The organism is Limnothrix sp. FACHB-881, from assembly GCF_014698135.1.
Taxonomy (GTDB): domain Bacteria; phylum Cyanobacteriota; class Cyanobacteriia; order CACIAM-69d; family CACIAM-69d; genus CACIAM-69d.
Window position 1 is genome coordinate 1 of sequence record NZ_JACJSN010000017.1, and the last position, 17,959, is coordinate 17,959.

12 protein-coding genes are annotated in these 17,959 nt (G+C 55.7%); 6 read left to right on the forward strand and 6 right to left on the reverse strand.

Going from position 1 to position 17,959, the window contains the following annotated elements; genetic code table 11:
• A partial coding sequence (locus H6G52_RS14515; protein ID WP_206753603.1) for an IS1 family transposase occupies window positions 1–117 on the reverse strand: 117 nt, incomplete at its 3' end.
• Between the two features lie 329 nt (window positions 118–446).
• Between H6G52_RS14515 and psaA the strand changes: the two genes are divergently transcribed.
• Both psaA and psaB read left to right on the forward strand, forming a co-directional pair.
• Window positions 447–2,705, forward strand: a complete 2,259-nt coding sequence (gene psaA / locus H6G52_RS14520) for a photosystem I core protein PsaA (protein ID WP_099532036.1) — start codon at window positions 447–449, stop codon at window positions 2,703–2,705.
• A gap of 74 nt (window positions 2,706–2,779) precedes the next feature.
• On the forward strand, window positions 2,780–4,993 hold the full coding sequence (gene psaB / locus H6G52_RS14525; RefSeq protein ID WP_190529260.1) for a photosystem I core protein PsaB: 2,214 nt from the start codon (window positions 2,780–2,782) through the stop codon (window positions 4,991–4,993).
• Window positions 4,994–5,298: 305 nt separating this feature from the next.
• Here psaB and H6G52_RS14530 read toward each other — a convergent pair whose 3' ends face one another.
• The 3 genes from H6G52_RS14530 to H6G52_RS14540 all read right to left on the reverse strand — a co-directional run bounded on the left by H6G52_RS14530 (window position 5,299) and on the right by H6G52_RS14540 (window position 10,987).
• Window positions 5,299–6,837, reverse strand: a complete 1,539-nt coding sequence (locus H6G52_RS14530; RefSeq protein ID WP_190529262.1) for an HlyD family efflux transporter periplasmic adaptor subunit — start codon at window positions 6,835–6,837, stop codon at window positions 5,299–5,301.
• Window positions 6,838–6,918: 81 nt separating this feature from the next.
• Window positions 6,919–9,984, reverse strand: a complete 3,066-nt coding sequence (locus H6G52_RS14535) for an ABC transporter transmembrane domain-containing protein (RefSeq protein ID WP_190529264.1) — start codon at window positions 9,982–9,984, stop codon at window positions 6,919–6,921.
• 250 nt (window positions 9,985–10,234) lie between these two features.
• Complete coding sequence (locus H6G52_RS14540) at window positions 10,235–10,987, reverse strand: peptidylprolyl isomerase (RefSeq protein WP_099533061.1); 753 nt, start codon at window positions 10,985–10,987, stop codon at window positions 10,235–10,237.
• Window positions 10,988–11,537: 550 nt separating this feature from the next.
• Here H6G52_RS14540 and H6G52_RS14545 point away from each other — a divergent pair.
• Window positions 11,538–13,256 (forward strand): methyltransferase domain-containing protein, encoded by a 1,719-nt coding sequence (locus H6G52_RS14545; protein ID WP_190529266.1) that lies wholly within the window; start codon window positions 11,538–11,540, stop codon window positions 13,254–13,256.
• Window positions 13,257–13,806: 550 nt separating this feature from the next.
• Here the strand turns inward: H6G52_RS14545 and H6G52_RS14550 are convergent.
• On the reverse strand, window positions 13,807–14,025 hold the full coding sequence (locus H6G52_RS14550) for an NAD(P)H-quinone oxidoreductase subunit O (protein ID WP_099533059.1): 219 nt from the start codon (window positions 14,023–14,025) through the stop codon (window positions 13,807–13,809).
• A gap of 87 nt (window positions 14,026–14,112) precedes the next feature.
• Entirely contained in the window at window positions 14,113–15,063 is a 951-nt protein-coding gene (gene pip, locus H6G52_RS14555) for a prolyl aminopeptidase (protein WP_190529268.1), read from the reverse strand.
• 91 nt (window positions 15,064–15,154) lie between these two features.
• Here pip and H6G52_RS14560 point away from each other — a divergent pair, with 91 nt between their 5' ends.
• The 3 genes from H6G52_RS14560 to H6G52_RS14570 all read left to right on the forward strand — a co-directional run bounded on the left by H6G52_RS14560 (window position 15,155) and on the right by H6G52_RS14570 (window position 17,787).
• On the forward strand, window positions 15,155–15,748 hold the full coding sequence (locus tag H6G52_RS14560) for a peroxiredoxin (RefSeq protein ID WP_099533057.1): 594 nt from the start codon (window positions 15,155–15,157) through the stop codon (window positions 15,746–15,748).
• A gap of 333 nt (window positions 15,749–16,081) precedes the next feature.
• Window positions 16,082–16,510 carry a DUF2203 domain-containing protein gene (locus tag H6G52_RS14565; RefSeq protein ID WP_190353386.1) on the forward strand — a complete coding sequence of 143 codons (429 nt, stop codon included), beginning with the start codon at window positions 16,082–16,084 and terminating at the stop codon, window positions 16,508–16,510.
• The gene (locus tag H6G52_RS14570) at window positions 16,483–17,787 is read left to right on the forward strand and encodes a hypothetical protein (protein ID WP_190529270.1); all 1,305 of its coding nucleotides are present in this window, start codon (window positions 16,483–16,485) and stop codon (window positions 17,785–17,787) included. The genes H6G52_RS14565 and H6G52_RS14570 overlap by 28 nt, the downstream gene beginning before the upstream one ends.
• The last annotated feature ends 172 nt before the right edge of the window (window positions 17,788–17,959 follow it).

Here is a 17,959-nt window from a genome sequence, read left to right on the forward strand (position 1 = left end):
GGAGAAGGTTTGGTGGCAAGCTGGACAAAGATAGCGCTGATGTCCATTGGGCATCCTGCCGTGTTTATGGGCTTTGCTGTGACCGCACAGAGGGCATTCCATGGCGTGAACCTTCATCCATCAGTCTCTCTACTCTATCAATCCCACATTAGATTGACGTACGACCATGGGATGAGGCTTTACGGATTTTGAAATATTGTTAACCCCCTCAAGTCCCTTGAAAACCCACGTCTATAATCTTCAAGAGAGAAGCCACCCCGGCCGTTCACTGCGAGCTAGATGCGACGGGAATTCCAGACAATCTGGCTGTGATGCGTGTCTTGATCCCTGCTATCCAAGCCGCGATCAACGCCATCGCTGACCCGCTGTACCCCCCTGCTTGGGGCGCTGCGAAGGCCAGTCGGGTGGATAGTCCTCGTTTCCTGTCTTGAGAGAGGAGAATCTCGATGACGATTAGCCCTCCAGAGCGAGAGGCAAAAGTCAAGGTCTCGGTTGATAAGAATCCGGTTCCGACTTCCTTCGAGAAGTGGGGCAAGCCGGGTCACTTTGATCGAACTTTGGCTCGGGGTCCCAAGACGACGACTTGGATCTGGAACCTCCACGCTGACGCTCACGATTTTGATAGCCATACCAGCGACTTAGAAGACGTTTCGCGCAAAATTTTTAGCGCTCACTTCGGCCATTTGGCCGTGGTTTTCGTTTGGTTGAGCGGCATGTACTTCCATGGTGCACGCTTCTCGAACTACGAAGCCTGGTTGAGCGACCCGACTCATATCAAACCCAGCGCCCAAGTGGTTTGGCCGATTGTGGGCCAAGAAATCCTCAATGGCGACGTGGGCGGTGGATTCCACGGTATTCAAATCACCTCCGGTCTCTTCCAAATGTGGCGGGCCGCCGGTTTCACCAATGGCGATCAACTCTATGTGACCGCGATCGGTGGGCTGGTGATGGCTGCCCTGATGCTGTTTGCTGGCTGGTTCCACTACCACAAAGCAGCACCCAAGCTGGAATGGTTCCAAAATGTCGAATCGGCAATGAACCACCACCTGGCAGGCTTGCTGGGCTTGGGCTGCTTGAGCTGGGCTGGTCACCAAATCCACGTTTCTCTGCCCATCAACCACCTGCTGGATTCGGGTGTGGCGCTGAAGGATATTCCGCTGCCCCATGAATTCATCCAAAACAAGGATCTGATGGCGGAGATCTACCCGAGCTTTGCTCAGGGTCTGACCCCCTTCTTCACGCTGAACTGGGGCGCTTACGCCGATTTCCTCACCTTCAAGGGCGGTTTGAACCCCGTCACTGGTGGTCTGTGGCTGTCGGATACGGCTCACCACCACTTGGCTTTGGCTGTGCTCTTCATCGTTGCTGGTCACATGTACCGCACGAACTGGGGCATTGGTCATTCCATGAAGGAAATCCTGGAAGCCCACAAGGGCCCTTACACCGGCCAAGGCCACAAGGGTCTCTACGAAATCTTCAATACCTCGTGGCATGCACAACTGGCCGTTAACTTGGCTGTGTTGGGTTCGCTGACGATTGTGATCGCGCACCACATGTACGCGATGCCCCCTTACCCTTACATTGCGACGGATTACCCGACGCAGATCTCGCTGTTCACCCACCACATGTGGATTGGCGCGTTCTGCATCGTGGGTGCTGGCGCTCACGCGGCGATCTTCATGGTTCGTGACTACGATCCGGCGAAGAACGTTGATAACTTGCTCGATCGCGTGATTCGTCACCGCGATGCGATCATCTCGCACCTGAACTGGGTGTGCATTTTCCTGGGCTTCCACAGCTTCGGTCTGTACATCCACAACGACACGATGCGTGCTTTGGGTCGTCCCCAAGACATGTTCTCGGATACCGGTATTCAGTTGCAGCCGGTGTTTGCGCAATGGGTGCAAAACCTGCACGCCCTTGCGCCTGGTAACACGGCTCCTAATGCCTTGGAAATCGTCAGCCACGCTTTTGGCGGCGGCATCGTGGCGGTGGGTGGCAAGGTGGCAATGATGCCGATCACCCTGGGTACGGCGGACTTCATGGTTCACCATATCCATGCGTTCACGATTCACGTGACGGCGCTGATTCTCCTCAAGGGCGTGCTGTATGCGCGTTCGTCTCGCTTGATCCCCGATAAGGCGAACTTGGGCTTCCGGTTCCCTTGCGATGGTCCGGGTCGTGGCGGTACTTGCCAAGTGTCCGGTTGGGATCACGTGTTCCTCGGTCTGTTCTGGATGTATAACTCGCTGTCGATCGTGATCTTCCACTTCTCCTGGAAGATGCAATCGGATGTGTGGGGCACGGTGAACCCTGATGGGTCGGTGGCTCATATCACGGCGGGTAACTTCGCTCAAAGCGCCATTACCATCAATGGTTGGCTGCGTGACTTCCTGTGGGCGCAAGCTTCGCAGGTGATCACCTCCTATGGTTCGGCTCTGTCGGCCTATGGTCTGCTGTTCCTGGGTGCTCACTTTGTGTGGGCGTTCAGCCTGATGTTCCTGTTCAGCGGTCGCGGCTACTGGCAAGAACTGATTGAGTCGATCGTGTGGGCGCACAACAAGCTGAAGGTGGCTCCGGCGATCCAACCCCGTGCTCTGAGCATCACTCAGGGTCGTGCGGTGGGTGTTGCTCACTACCTGCTTGGCGGCATTGTGACCACTTGGTCGTTCTTCCTGGCTCGAATTATTTCGGTCAGCGGCTAATCCCTTTAGCCCCGGATTGCATCTGAGGTCGAGACGCGACTTCGGCAACGAGGATTAAGACAAAAACAGGACTTATGGCAACCAAATTCCCAAAATTTAGCCAGGATCTCGCCGCTGATCCCACGACGCGGCGGATCTGGTACGGGATTGCCACAGCCCACGACTTTGAAAGCCACGATGGCATGACGGAAGAAAATCTTTATCAAAAGATTTTCGCGTCGCACTTCGGTCACCTGGCAATCATCTTCCTGTGGACTTCGGGCAACCTGTTCCATGTGGCCTGGCAAGGCAACTTTGAGCAGTGGGTGAAAGATCCCCTGAACGTCCGTCCGATCGCCCACGCGATTTGGGATCCGCACTTCGGCCAAGCTGCCGTTGATGCGTTTACCCAAGCGGGTGCTTCGGGCCCCGTGAACATTGCGTTCTCTGGCGTTTACCACTGGTGGTACACGATCGGGATGCGCACTGTGGGCGACCTGTACCAAGGTGCTGTGTTCCTGCTGGTGTTGGCGGCTTTGATGCTGTTTGCCGGCTGGCTGCACTTGCAACCCAAGTTCCGCCCCAGCCTCTCCTGGTTCAAGAACGCAGAATCGCGTCTGAACCACCACTTGGCGGGTCTGTTCGGCGTGTCGTCGCTGGCTTGGACGGGTCACTTGGTGCACGTGGCGATTCCTGAATCGCGCGGTGTGCATGTGGGTTGGGATAACTTCCTGTCGGTGGCTCCTCACCCGGCTGGTTTGGCTCCTTTCTTCACCGGTAACTGGGGCGTGTATGCCGAGAACCCCGATACGGCTGGCCATGTGTTTGGCACGGCTCAAGGGGCTGGCTCCGCAATCTTGACCTTCCTGGGCGGTTTCCACCCCCAAACGGAAGCCCTGTGGCTGACGGATATTGCTCACCACCACCTGGCGATCGCGGTGATCTTCATCGTCGCCGGTCACATGTACCGTACCAATTTTGGTATTGGTCACAGCATCAAGGAAATCTTGGAAGCGCACAAGCCGCCTTCGGGCAAGCTGGGCGACGCTCACAAGGGTCTGTTTGATACGCTGAACAACTCGCTGCACTTCCAACTGGCTCTGGCCCTGGCTTCGCTGGGTGTTGTGACCTCGTTGGTGGCTCAGCACATGTATTCGATGCCGTCGTATGCCTTCATTGCGAAGGACTTCACGACCCAGGCTGCCCTGTTTACTCACCACGAGTACATTGCTGGCTTCCTGATGGTGGGTGCGTTTGCCCACGGCGCAATCTTCCTGGTGCGTGATTACGATCCCGCCCAGAACAAGAACAATGTGCTCGATCGCGTGCTTCAGCACAAAGAAGCGATCATCTCGCACCTGAGCTGGGTCTCGCTGTTCCTCGGTTTCCACACCTTGGGTCTGTACGTTCACAACGATGTGGTTGTGGCGTTCGGTACGCCTGAGAAGCAAATCCTGATCGAACCCGTTTTCGCTCAATGGATTCAAGCGGCTCACGGCAAACTGCTCTACGGCTTCGATACGCTGCTGTCGAACCCCGATAGCTTGGCGGCGACGGCTTGGCCGAACCATGGCGATGTGTGGCTGCCCGGTTGGTTGGAAGCAATCAACAGCAACGCTAACTCGCTGTTCCTGACGATCGGCCCTGGCGACTTCCTGGTTCACCATGCGATCGCTCTGGGTCTGCACACCACCACCTTGATTCTGGTGAAGGGTGCTTTGGATGCCCGTGGCTCCAAGCTGATGCCCGACAAGAAAGACTTTGGTTACAGCTTCCCTTGCGACGGTCCCGGCCGTGGCGGTACTTGCGACATCTCGGCTTGGGATGCGTTCTACCTGGCCATGTTCTGGATGCTGAACACGATCGGCTGGATCACCTTCTACTGGCACTGGAAGCACCTGTGCGTGTGGCAAGGCAATGTGGCTCAATTCAATGAGTCCTCGACTTACCTGATGGGCTGGTTCCGCGATTACCTGTGGCTGAATTCGTCGCAGTTGATCAACGGCTACAACCCCTATGGCATGAATAACCTCGCTGTTTGGGCTTGGATGTTCCTGTTCGGTCACCTGATCTGGGCAACGGGCTTCATGTTCCTGATTAGCTGGCGCGGTTACTGGCAAGAATTGATCGAAACCCTGGTTTGGGCGCATGAGCGCACTCCGCTGGCGAACCTGGTTCGCTGGAAGGACAAGCCGGTGGCCCTGTCGATCGTGCAAGCTCGTTTGGTTGGTTTGGCCCACTTCACCGTTGGCTACTTCGTGACCTACGCAGCCTTCTTGATCGCCTCGACTTCGAGCAAGTTCGGCTAAATCTAATTGCCTCCTAGGTAACTAGCAAAAATCCCCCGGTCTCGTTGAGATTGGGGGATTTTGCTATTGAAGAATGGGGCGATCGATTCAATTCAATTCAATCGATTCAGATTCCAATGGCTCGCTTGGTAGGGCGCTGCAATCTCTGGAGACCTAGGGCGATCGATTCAGGATCGCTGGATCGCTTGAATGATGTAAGTCTCCACGGATTCAAGAAAAGACCTATGCAAAAGCGGAGCGCACAGGTTGCCCTGCCTTCGCCCCGCTTGCCATTGCAGTCCTGATTGTTTGAAAGAGGATGGAGTTTAGCGCACCGTCTCGAAGCTGTCAGCACGCGACTTGAATTGCCCCAGGAAGATATCCAAAACCGATCGCTTGCGGGTCTTGATCCGTGCCGAAACCGACATCCCAGCTTGAATCTTTAACTCCAAGCCCCGATTAGTTTTCAGGGTCTGCCGTTCCAGCTCAATCCGAATGGGAAACGTATAGGTGGGGCGCTCTTGGGTGGGTGCTAGGGCATCTGACCCGATCGAGACTAATTTCCCCTTGATGCTGCCAAATTCCAGCGAAGGGAATGTGTCCACACTCACCTCCACTGGCATTCCCACTTCCACGAACCCGATATCCTTGTTGGTTACATAAACCGATGCCACCAACTCGCCATCGGGCACAATGCTCAGCATGGGTTCCGTGGGGCTGGCCACATAGCCCGGGCCGCTGGCCTTAATATCAAAAACCGTGCCAGCAATGGGGGCGCGTAGTTCTTGATAGCGTACCGCTTGCTCTGCTTTCACCAATTGGCTTTGCACCTGGGCAAGCTGACCGACCACGTTGGCATCCTGGCGGCGGTTATCCAAACGGGACTTCGCCAACTGGGTGTCGATATCTGCGATCGCCCGATCGTTGTCTGCAATGCGGTTTTCCAAATCCGCCGCCCAACTGGTTTGGGTGGTGCGAATTTCCGCCAACTGCGTCCCAATTTCCGCCTGCTTGGTTTGCATGGAAGCCATGAGGCGAGCTTCTTGCTCATTCAAACTGGCGATTTGCCCCTCCAGGGTTGCCACCGCATCAGCATTCGACAGCACAGCCTGCTGTTGGTTCTTGAATTGCAGTCGGGCAACGGCCCCTTCTTCAACGAGGGGCTGCAAATCAGCGATGATTCCCTCATTGATATTCAGGCGCTCTTGGGCCTGTCCCAATCGAATTTGGATGGCCCGCCGTTGGGCGCGAGTGTTGGCCACATCACTGCGCAATTCGTTGATTTGCGAGTTCAGTTCCGCCACGCGCGATTGCAGTTGCGACAGTCGAGAAGCTTGGGCTGCTCGGTTTTCTGCCAACCGACCGGCTTGGCCGGCCGGAGCCGCGCGATCGCCCCGCAGCAGTGCCCGCAGGTAGATATTTTCCGCCACCCGCACAGCTCGGTTGCGTTGAAGGTCAATAACACTGGTCTGGCCCTCGCGGGTTAAGCCCAATCCGGCAGCCTCTGTTCGAATCAGTTGCTTCTGGCGTTCGAGAGAGTCCTGGTTGGCCTTCAGGGATTGCACATCCGCCGCCTGCCCCGTGGGGTCAAAGGTGGCGAGCAATTGGCCCTTTTCGACCCGTTCGCCGTCTTTGACCACAATTTCCCGCACCACCCCGCCGGCCGGTGCTTTGATCGGTTTTGTGGAGTCCTTGGGCTGCAACTTACCGGCCGCCGGGACGGACTGGTCAATCTGGGCCACTGCGGCCCAAGTGATGCCGCCGACCACAAAGGTCACAATCAACCAAATAAATCCACTGGCGAGCAATGCCGGCCGTTGTAGCAAGACCGGTTGCTCTTCCCGTTCGATAAAGGCCTTTAGCATTGAGTTTCACCAAATAGCAGACTGAAAGGACTGAAAGGATTGACGGGTTACAAACAAACGGGGTGAGGACGGGGGGAATCGCTAGCTAAACGATCCTTCCTGTTGTTGGAACAGGCAATAGTAGCGACCCTTCATAGCCATCAATTCCTCGTGGGTTCCCTGTTCAACCACGGCCCCCTTGTCCATCAGGATGATCGAGTCTGCGTTCAGAACTGTGTTCAAGCGGTGGGTAATGAAGAACACCGTGCGGTTTCGGAACTCAACGGCCAGGTTATTACAAACCTGACGTTCTGAGTTGTAGTCCAGGGCGCTGGTGGCTTCGTCCAAAATCAGGAGTTTGGGCTGTTGCAAAACGGTACGGGCGATCGCAATCCGCTGTCGTTGTCCCCCAGAAAGCCCGGTTCCCCGTTCCCCAACCACGGTGTTGTAGCCATTGGGCAACTGCATGATGAAGTCGTGGGCGGCGGCCACCTTGGCGGCGTGAATCACTTCCTCGGTGGTAGCATCCGGGTTGGCCAGCATGATGTTTTCTTGCACCGTGCCCGTAAACAGGAGGGTGTCTTGCAGCACCATCCCAATTTGTCGGCGCAGGGAGTAGAGTTCCACTTTGCTGATGTCGTAGCCATCAATTTGGATGTAGCCAGCGGTGGGAGCGTATAGCCGCTGGAGGAGTTTCATGAGGGTGGATTTCCCGGAACCGGATTCCCCCACAATTCCTACAAAAGTGCCCGGGGCAAAGTCGAGATTGACGTTGGCTAGCTGCAAGGGTCCCGTTTCTGCAAAGCGGAAGGAGAGATCGGAGAACTTGACGGAGCCGACCAATTCCGGCATGGGGATATTGTCGCGATCGGCATCGCTGGACTCCGGTTGGCTGTCAACAATATCCGCCAGACGTTCCACGGAAATTGAAATCTCCTGCACCTGTTGCCAAGCACCCACCAGGCTGAGGAGGGAACCCGTGACGTTTCCGGCCAGGATTTTGAAGGCGATCAATTGCCCCAGGGTGATTTGGTTGCCAATCACCAAATAGGCTCCCGCCCAAAGCAGGGCTAGGGTAGACAGGCTGTTCAGGAAGGAGGTGGCCCCCCCGATCGTGGTGCCGGTCATGATCGTTTTGAAGTTTGCCTGGATCATGCGGGCATAGCGCTCTTGCCACTGCCACAGCACCTTGGTTTCGATGTTTTGGGCCTTGACGGTTTGGGCCCCGGAAATCACTTCCACCATGTAGGAGTCCACGTCGGCGCGGCGTTCCGCTTGGCGACGAATGAGTTGGCGGATGATCGGGGCGGCAAAGACGATAATCCCGCCCAAGATGGGGACGACCGCCAGGGCTACCAAGGTGAGCAGCCAACTGTAGACCACCATCACGACGATGTAGATCACCGAGAAGATGGCGTTCAGGAAAACGGTGAGGGCTGTGCCGGTCAGGAAGTTCCGAATGCTGTCGCGCTCATTGACCCGACCCGCCAGTTCACCCACCCGACGCACGTCAAAGTAGCCCAGGGGCAGGCGCATCAGGTGACTGATGATGGCGGAACCGACGTTCATGTCGATTCGGTTCATGGCATCGACAAACAGGTAAGTCCGCAGGATGTTGAGGATCCCTTCAAAGACGGCCACACCCAACATGAAGAAGCCGAGGGCATCCATGGTTTCGATGCTGCCTTGGCCCAACACTTTGTCGATGATCACCTGGGTGATGATCGGCTGCACCAACCCAAAGGTTTGAACGAAGAAGGACGCGACGACCACTTCGATCAGGGCGCGTTTGTAAGGCAGGATCCAGGGAACGAACCAACTGAGACCGAATTTTTCTGGCAGTTCTTCTACGGGGGCTTCGAGAAGCAACACCATGCCGCTTTCGCCCCAGCTTTCTAGGAACTGCTGGGGGGTTTTGCGCATCACGCCTTCTTCGGGGGTGGCGAGGATGATGCGGGTTTCGGAAATGTCGTAGATGACGGCGAAGCTATCTTTCCAGGGGGTGAGGGCAGGTGCTTTCAGCCGATTGATCAAGATACCGGAAATTTGGATCAGTTGGGGCCGAAAGCCGATGGTTTGGGCGATCGCCCCGCAAACCTGCATGGAGATTTGCCCGGTGGCCCGCAGTTGATCTTCCAGGAGCCGCCGAATCCGGTCTTTGCGGAATTGCAACCCGGGTACGAATTCATTCAGCATCTGGAAGCAAGCCAGAGTGCCGTTGACGGGCCCCCGTCCCCGCACATGGGGATAGGTGGCGGGCTGGGTTAGCAGGGCTTCTCGGGGGAGTTCGGGCGGTTTTTCGGGGGCGAAGGGAATTTCGGGAACGGGAACCGGAGCTGCCGCAACGGGAGCCGGTTCGGTGACGGGGGCGGCGTTGCCGGTGACGATATCAACCGGGGGGGGAGGCGGGGCGATCGCGGCTTCGGTTTGGGGGGTGCGCTGCCGGAGCCAGTCTTGGGTGAACCCAACGACGCGGGCCGCATGGCCGCCGGTGATGGTAACGGAGCCGCTGCCGGCCCATTGCAATCGATCGCCCGCGATCAGTTTGCCGCTGACGGTTTCCGCTTGGCCACCGCTCAGGAGCCAGACGAGTTGCGGATCAATGAGTCGCTCAAGGGTGGCCTCATCGACAATTCCTTCGGGAATGCCCATCACCTGTACTTCATCGAGCATCCGCAGGGTGATGTCTTTTAGGTTGCCGCGTCGATCGGCTTGGCGCTGTAGCTCTTGGCTGAGCAGACCGAAGAGTTCACAGATGTTGCAGCGCGACTCCCAGGCTTGACGGAAGGTGGCTTCTTCGGCCATCACGGCCAGAAAATCGGCGGCGGGGATGCTGATGCAGGTGGTTTCGGTGGAGGCGATCGCCGTTTCGCAGGCCACGCCCCGCAACAGCCCAGCCCAACCGAGAATTTCGCCAGGAGTGGCTAGTTTGAGGCTGACGGGCCGTTGCGATCGCTCGTCAAACCCCAGAACCCGCACTTGCCCTTGGAACAAAACCAAGACTTGGGCCGGTAGGGTTTGGCGATCGAGTAGTGGTTGCCCCACCCGGTAGCGCAGTAGCTGGGCCCCCTGGAGTAAGCGTTCCAAACTGGCGGAGCTGAGGCGGCTGAACGGATCGATCTCCGCCAGAAACACTTGAATGGGCTGATGGCTAGCAGCTTGAGTCATAACTCCAGGCACGGGCAAAAACAGGTCAAAGCAGTTAGGCGAGGCGATCGAGATGGGAAGCGATTGGGATTGAGAGCCAAATCAGCGCATGGGTTCAGGGCTAGCTAACGGTTGCGCAAATTATGGATCGTTTTTATGGATCATTTGCGGAGTCAGGAGCTGAATCAAGACGGGTCAAATTGGATGGGTCAAATTGCCCTTGATCAAACTAACCGTAGCGGGCGATCGCCCTGGCTCATCCCGATCGCCCTCAACTTCCCGAGTCGGAAGCGGCCCAAAGTAACTGGGGCGAACCAAGGGCTTGAATTTGTTCGCGCATCCAGTTTTCAAACATTTCATCGATCATTTGTCGGCGCATGGCTTCATCAAGCTGCGACGGCAAAAACTGTTCCAGCCGCACAATAATAAACCATTCCACCAGGGCGCGCGGGGGCCACAATTGACCCGGCTGGCTCACTTCCAACATGCGGGCAATGAAGGGGTGAGGCTGGTTCAGAGGCACGGGCCCCAAAAGACCATTGGTTTGAGCTTCTGGACCTTGGGAATAGGTGCGAGCCATTTCTGCGAAGGAAGACTCGCCCTCTTCAATGCGGTAATAAATTTCCTGGGCCAGCCCTTCATCCTGCACGCGAATCAGGGAGTAGACCACCTTATCTAGGCGGCTCTTTTGACTGACAAAATAGTTTTCTACTTTGCGCCCAAATTGGGACTCTTTGAACTTTTCCAGCCGCATGGGCCGAATGGCCAGCTCTTCAAGCCCTTCAATGGAGAGGTTGTTTTCCTGCATCCAACGGGTAATGTCTGCGTCCTCAATAATCCGATGTTGCTTCCGAAAGTTGATCACGGCCTGTTGCCGTTCTTCTTCGGTGAACTCCACATCGGCGATCGCCCGATCGATCACCAATCCGCGTAGGAATTGCGGCATCAGGTGATAGCGACTGAGCAGCGAGAGCATCTCATGCGCTTGGATAACATTCGGACCAATTTGGAAGAGACCTGCCATGGTGAATTGATTTGCAGCGATTGCAGGCAAAACGAACAAAAAGTGTAAACGAAACGTTAACGACTAACTGGTGATTGGCCAATTGATTCAGTCAGTCATCAACTAACCATTAAGCAGCGATCAGGTAACCATCACAGGGTTGGTGTGGCACTTTGGGGTGCGCATCGGTTTTGTGTTTGGGTTGCCCTGTCAGTTAAGCCGCTCATTCAATTGAGGCTGAACGGGGTGGAGCATGAATCTTCCAAAGAATACCATCGCGCCTGGAATCAAGCCGGATAGGTTGTTGCGTTGGGAAAACGGGTGCTCAATGCCTTGGGGACAGGACATAGGGAACAAAAGCCTTGGCCAGAATGCATTGGAACGCGGGGATAGATCTAGATCATGAATTTGATCACTTCAATCACAAGGGCGGATTAAGGTTGTGGACGCAGGGCCACCGGGGGAGGTTCCGTTGATGGAAAGTGGCGGCTGTGGCTTGTGTCGGGCGATCGGGCGCGATAGCCTAGGGCGGTGATCTGTTCACCCAATCGCTCGCCATCCTCCTGTTCCGATGACTTCTGAACCCGCCGCATCCCTGGCCTACAGCGACATTCACAATGCCGATTTGTTGAAACTGCTGCCCGGAGATGCCCGATCGATTGTGGAAGTGGGCTGTTTCACAGGGGCCTTGGGACAGGCCTACAAACGAATTAACCCCTTTGCCCAATACATCGGCTTAGAGCAAGATCCAGCGGCGGCCCAAATCGCGGCGGGCCGGCTCGATCGCGTCTATGTGGGCAATGCGGAAGATCCCCAACTGGGGGCAGAGATTCCCCCGGAAAGCATGGATTGCCTGGTTTATGGGGATGTGCTGGAGCATTTCATTAATCCTTGGCAAACCCTGACCCACCATGCACGCTGGTTGGCTCCCGGTGGCCAAGTGATTGCCTGCATTCCCAATATTCAATATTGGGGAGCCATTGTGGATTTGCTGTCGGGCCGTTGGGAATATGCGGATTACGGCATTTTCGATCGGGGCCATTTGCGCTTCTTCACCAAGGATTCCATTACCCAGCTTTTTCAGCAGGCGGGGTTAGAAATTGAAGAAATTCGGGGTCGCAGTCGCCCCGACGAAATGCGCGACAAATTCCAAGAGGCGATCGGGCCGCTGCTGGATCGGTTGGGGGTCGATCGGCAGCGGTTTAATCAGCAAAGTGCTTCGGTGCAATACCTGGTGCGAGCCATGCGGCCGGGCGATCGGCCCCAGCGACACTTCTTTGCCCAAACCCTGGTGATGGAAGCCAAGGTTTGCAAACGAGTGCGAGTGACCGAACCGAATGAGTTTTTAAATCGAATTCCCGGAATGCGGGCGATCGCCCAGGATCGCACCGCCACCGCCGGAGCCGTGCAAGCCCACGAAGAGCCAATTTTTATTTGGCAACGGGCGATTTTGAACCGGGAACAGGACTTGGTGCAGCAGCGCAAACTCCTGGCCCGAGGTTATCTGATCATCTTGGAAGTGGACGATGACCCCTACCGCTGGGCCCGCACCGAAAAAACAGACTTTTTTGCCTATCGCAGCGTCCATGCCATCCAAACCTCCACGGAACCCCTGGCCGCCTTCCTGCGCCAAGTGAACCCCTATGTGGCCGTGTTTCCCAATCAGTTGGCGGAATTGCCCCCACCCGCCGCCATCGATCCACAACGACCGGTCACCCTCTTTTTTGGGGCCTTGAACCGGGAAAACGATTGGAAACCGCTGATTGACGGCATTAACCGCGTACTCAATCAACGGGGCGATCGAATTCTGGTGCATGTGATTCACGATCGCCGCTTTTTTGAAGCCCTGCAAACGCCCCACAAAACCTTCCGCCCCTTCTGTCCCTACGAGGAATATGCGGAACTGTTGCACCAAAGCGATGTGGCCCTGTTGCCCCTAGAACGCACCCGCTTCAATGGCATGAAATCAGACTTGAAGTTCATTGAGTGTGCCGCCCACAACACCGCCGCCCTGGCCAGCCCCGTGGTCTATCAACAAACCCTGATCGATGGTCAAACGGGCCTGCTCTACTACAGCCCAGCGGACTTTGAGCAAAAACTAGCTGCCCTGGTTGACTACCCCCAATTACGCGAAACCCTGACCCAAAACGCCTATCAGTGGGTGTCCCAAAACCGGCTGATGTGCCAGCACTATCGCCAACGATATGAGTGGTATCAATCCCTGCGCGATCGCCTGCCGGAGTTGAACGCGGCCTTGCAGCGCCGAATTCCCGATCTATTTGCGGGATGACCCCAGGGCTATTGACCCCTCGCTTGTCCCCGCCGTTTCAGTCAGCCTGGATCCTGCATTAGCGCAACTGATTCCAGGGTGAATGCTGGATTATTTGATTGGATTTTGTTAATTGAAAAGATAAATAATTCAAATTTTCTGAGATCATTTCGGCAACTAGCTAAAGAGCTGAATTGAGGAATTAAAGATTCGGATTTTGATGATCTTTAAATGAATCTGAATTTGATAAAAACTTAGTTAGGAATTTCTAAATTCTTGCCATCTGTATTGACTCATTGCAATAAATTTGAAATTCAATTTATGATCGATAAATGCTCTGTATGAAAAAAATCAATCTCTAAAATACTAGATAGATCTTGATAAAAAATTGAAAATTTAAATCAAAAATATCTAATTCACTGAAAAAATAAAAATTCGTGAGAAAATTAGATTTATCTTGAAATTAAGATCAACGAAAAATGCCCGATCAGTAGCCAAAAGGTTTCTGATCGGACACTTTAGAGAATTTTGAAATGAAATAAGCCAAGATTGACTTAAGACAATTAGAGCATTAACCTGAAAATTCTTCGAGTTGATCCAAGCGGAGCCAAATATTGGGGGTTGGCACTTTGCACCACTTCACCAAGGCATAGTCACCGCGCAGATCTAGCACCTCTCCTTTGCTTTCAAATAGGTAGGAAGAAAAGCGCTGATCACTGGCGGTTGCTTCGACGCTGTTTTCTAGCTTTTCGCGAATGGCACGAACAAAGGAACCTTTTTTGACGGGCATAGGAGTTAATGGCGCGATCGCACGTAATTGTTAACTGAGAACAACCGTTTCCAGGTTGATGCAGATTGTCCCATTTTAAAGCTGAGATCAGACTTTCAGTTGGGCAAAACGTTGGGTTGCCGCCACCAACGCCTTCAGAATTCCCGGTTCCGCCATGGAGTGGCCTGCGTCGGGGATGATCTGCAACTCGGCTTCCGGCCAGGCTTGGTGTAATTCCCAGGCGGAAACCACCGGGCAAACCACGTCATAGCGGCCGTGGACAATGACGGCGGGCAAATGGCGGATCCGATCGACCCGTTGCAGCAGTTGATCGGCCGGGTCAAACCAGCCCCCATGGACAAAGTAGTGGCACTCAATTCGGGCGAAGGCCTCCGCAAAAAAGGGATCGGCAAAGGCCGCCTGCAAATCCGCATCGGGAATGAGCTTGCTAGTGCTGGCTTCCCACACGGCCCAGGCTTTGGCCGCTTGTCGTCGCACCGCTGGATTCTTATCCGTCAGGCGACGGTAGTAAGCCCCCATCAGATCATGTCGCTCGGCTGGGGGAATTGGCTCTAGGTATTGGGCCCAGGCTTCGGGAAACAAATAGCTGGCTCCCTCTTGATAAAACCAGCGCAGTTCCTGGGGCCGCAGCATGAAAATTCCCCGCAAAATCAACCCCAAACAGCGATCGGGATGGGTTTCTGCATAGGCCAGGGCGAGGGTGCTGCCCCAACTGCCCCCAAACACCACCCATTGCTCGATCGCCAAATGCTCCCGCAAACGCTCAATATCCGCCACCAAATCCCAAGTGGTGTTGTCGGTCAAGTCCGCATGGGGCTGGCTGCGGCCACAACCACGCTGGTCAAATTGCACGATTCGCCACTGGGTCGGGTCGCAATATTGCCGATAGCTCGGTTGGCTGCCACCGCCGGGCCCGCCATGCAGAATCACGATCGGCTTGCCGGTGGGATTGCCACTTTCTTCAAAGTAGAGGGTGTGGCGATCGGAAACGGGCAGTGTCCCTTGGCGATAGGGGTCGATCGGCGGAAATAAACTCATGGCAATCCGTCATGTCAAAATCGTAATGACTATGATATTCTCGTAACAGTTCGTAATTCGTCTAAAACAGCGCAACAGGAGACTCACTCCCATGACCGAAGGTTGCCTCCGTGTGGGCCAAGTTGCCCCTGACTTCACCGCTACGGCCGTTTCTGACCAAGAGTTCAAAGAAATTAAGCTGTCGAACTACCGTGGCAAGTATGTAGTCCTATTTTTCTATCCCCTGGACTTCACTTTTGTCTGCCCCACGGAAATCACGGCCTTCAGCGATCGCTACGCTGAGTTCTCGCAACTGAACGCCGAAGTATTGGGCGTTTCGGTGGACAGCGCCTTCTCGCACCTGGCTTGGATCCAAACCGATCGCAAGTCCGGCGGTGTGGGCGATCTGAGCTACCCGTTGGTTTCGGACATCAAGAAGGAAATCAGCACCGCTTACAACGTACTGACCGAAGAAGGCATTGCCCTGCGCGGCCTGTTCATTATTGACAAGGAAGGTGTGATTCAACACGCCACCATCAACAACCTGGCCTTCGGCCGCAGCGTGGATGAGACCTTGCGCGTGCTGCAAGCGATTCAATACGTGCAAACTCACCCCGATGAAGTGTGCCCCGCTGGTTGGCAACCGGGCGAAAAGACGATGAATCCGGATCCTGTGAAGTCGAAGGACTACTTTGCCGCCCTGTAATTGACGCAAATTTCGGCGTTCTAGCCGGAATTGGTCGGCTGATGGCCACCGTTGCGATTGCCCTCAGGCTTGGGTAATGGTGGCTCAAGCTCCTCCTTCCTAGGAACCCAACCCGATCGACCGATGAGCCAAAACCTCTCGATCGAGCTGTAGGGTTGGAGATCATTTCTTGGACATCATTTCGAGGTTGGCTGAACTGACTCCTGAGAGAGGGTCGCTATCTTTTGGCAAGATGGCGACTTTTTTTGTTAGTTGGGCGTTCGGGATTGGGGTTCGATCGATTCGGTAGACTTTGGGATGAATTGCCCTGCTGAATGGTCTCAAGGCTGTCCAATGAGTCGTCGCCCATCCCCATCATCTGCCGATCGCCCGGATCCTTTGCCTAAGGAGCCTTTGTCTGAGGAGGCGGAGTTTTCGGCTTTTTTAGCCCAGTTGAGCGATCGGTTAGCGGCGACGGAAACTGCCATGGGCCAGGTGCGATCGCGCCTGGAGCAGGTGCGGGCCGATCGAGAGCGGCGAGCCAGTTTGGGCCATCAGGTGGAAGTGGTGCGGGCGGATTTGGCCCGGGCGCGCGATCGAGAAATTCGCAGCGAATTAACGCAAACGATCCAGACTTTGCAGCGGGAACTGGAAGAGCTGGACTTGGCCTTGGAAAGTCGCCTCTTTGCGGACAGCGGTTTAAAGGAAGTGTTTTGGCAAGCGGTGCGGTTTGGCAGTTTGGGGGTGGTGTTGGGTTGGTTGCTCAAGCTATGGGCCGGTTAATGGCGGGTGGGGCGCTGGTGTGGGCGGTTCTGTTGGGTTTGGGGATTGATCGAGCTGATGCTGATCGGCCGATCGAGCCGCCTCAAACCCCCATGGATGCGCAAACCCTGGATGCGCAAACCTTGCTCAAAAACTGGGAAGCGCCCTTGCCCCCGGAGCGTCGGCGGCCCCTGTGGCCCCTGACTCCGCGATCGCCGGTTTCGCTCGATCGCGTCCGGTGGGGGAGTCCTCGGTTGGAATCGCAGTTGCGGCTCTATCGGCAATATTTGGCGACCCATGGCCAGCCGCCGGATTTGTTGATTGTGGGCAGTTCCCGATCGCTCCAGGGCATTGACCCGACGGTTTTGGCCCGTTCGTTGTCAACAACCCTGCGGCGGCCCGTGCGGGTGTTTAACTTTGGCATTAACGGCGCAACGGCCCAGGTGGTGCGCTGGTTGCTGATGGATTTGTTTCCGCCGGACTGGTTGCCTCGGGTGGTGGTTTGGGGCGATGGCTCGCGGGCCTTTAACAGTGGTCGGATCGATCGCACCTTTGCCAGCATTGCGGCTTCCGAGGGCTTTCGACAACTGGCCATGGCCCGCGCCCGGGGCGGTCACCCCTGGTCTGTGGCGCGGTGGCGGGAATCTCCTTGGGGGCGATCGGTCAGCGGGTTGCCATCCTTGACCCTCAACAGCAGCACCTATCCCGGCGCGGCCCTGATGCCCGGCCTGATGCCCGGTTGGCTTCAACGACAACCACCCTTGCCACTGCGCCCAGAGCCAGAACTCGATCGGCTGGGCTTTTTGGCTGATTTGCGCCGTTTTGCGCCCGATCGCTACTACCAACAATTTCCGAAAGTGCCCGGTCGCTATGACGATATGTACAGCGGTTTTCAGTTGGCAGGCGGTGTTCAAGATCGAGCGGTGCGCCAGTTGATCACCTTTGCTCGATCGCGCGGCATTCGCCTGAGTTTTGTGAACTTGCCCCTCAGTCAGGATTATTTGGATCCGGCCCGGCTGACCTATGAACGGGAATTCCAGACCTATTTGGCACAACTGCGAGATCAGGGGTTAATCGTTCAAGATTGGTTGCTGCGCTGGCCCGATCGCCACGACTATTTCGCAGACCCCAGCCACATCAACCGCTACGGAGCCGCCGCGATCGCCCTGGATTTGGCCCAGGATGCCTGGCTGCGTTGGAATTTGACCCCGATCGCCGGTCGGCATGCACCGGTTTTGAATGGAGCGCCAAATCGGGAGAACAGTGGGCGATCGGGGCCACTGCGGCCAGCCCCTTAAAAGATTGGCTTTCGCGTTAGAAATCCGAATGGTTGTGGACTCGGATCGTTGGCAATAATCGTTGGCAATGATCACTGGCAATTGCCCTTGGAATCAACCTTGCGATCGGGGGCGAGATCATGAACCGCGATCGGGTAGGTGAGTGGAACCCGAAGGGGAACGATCGGCTGAA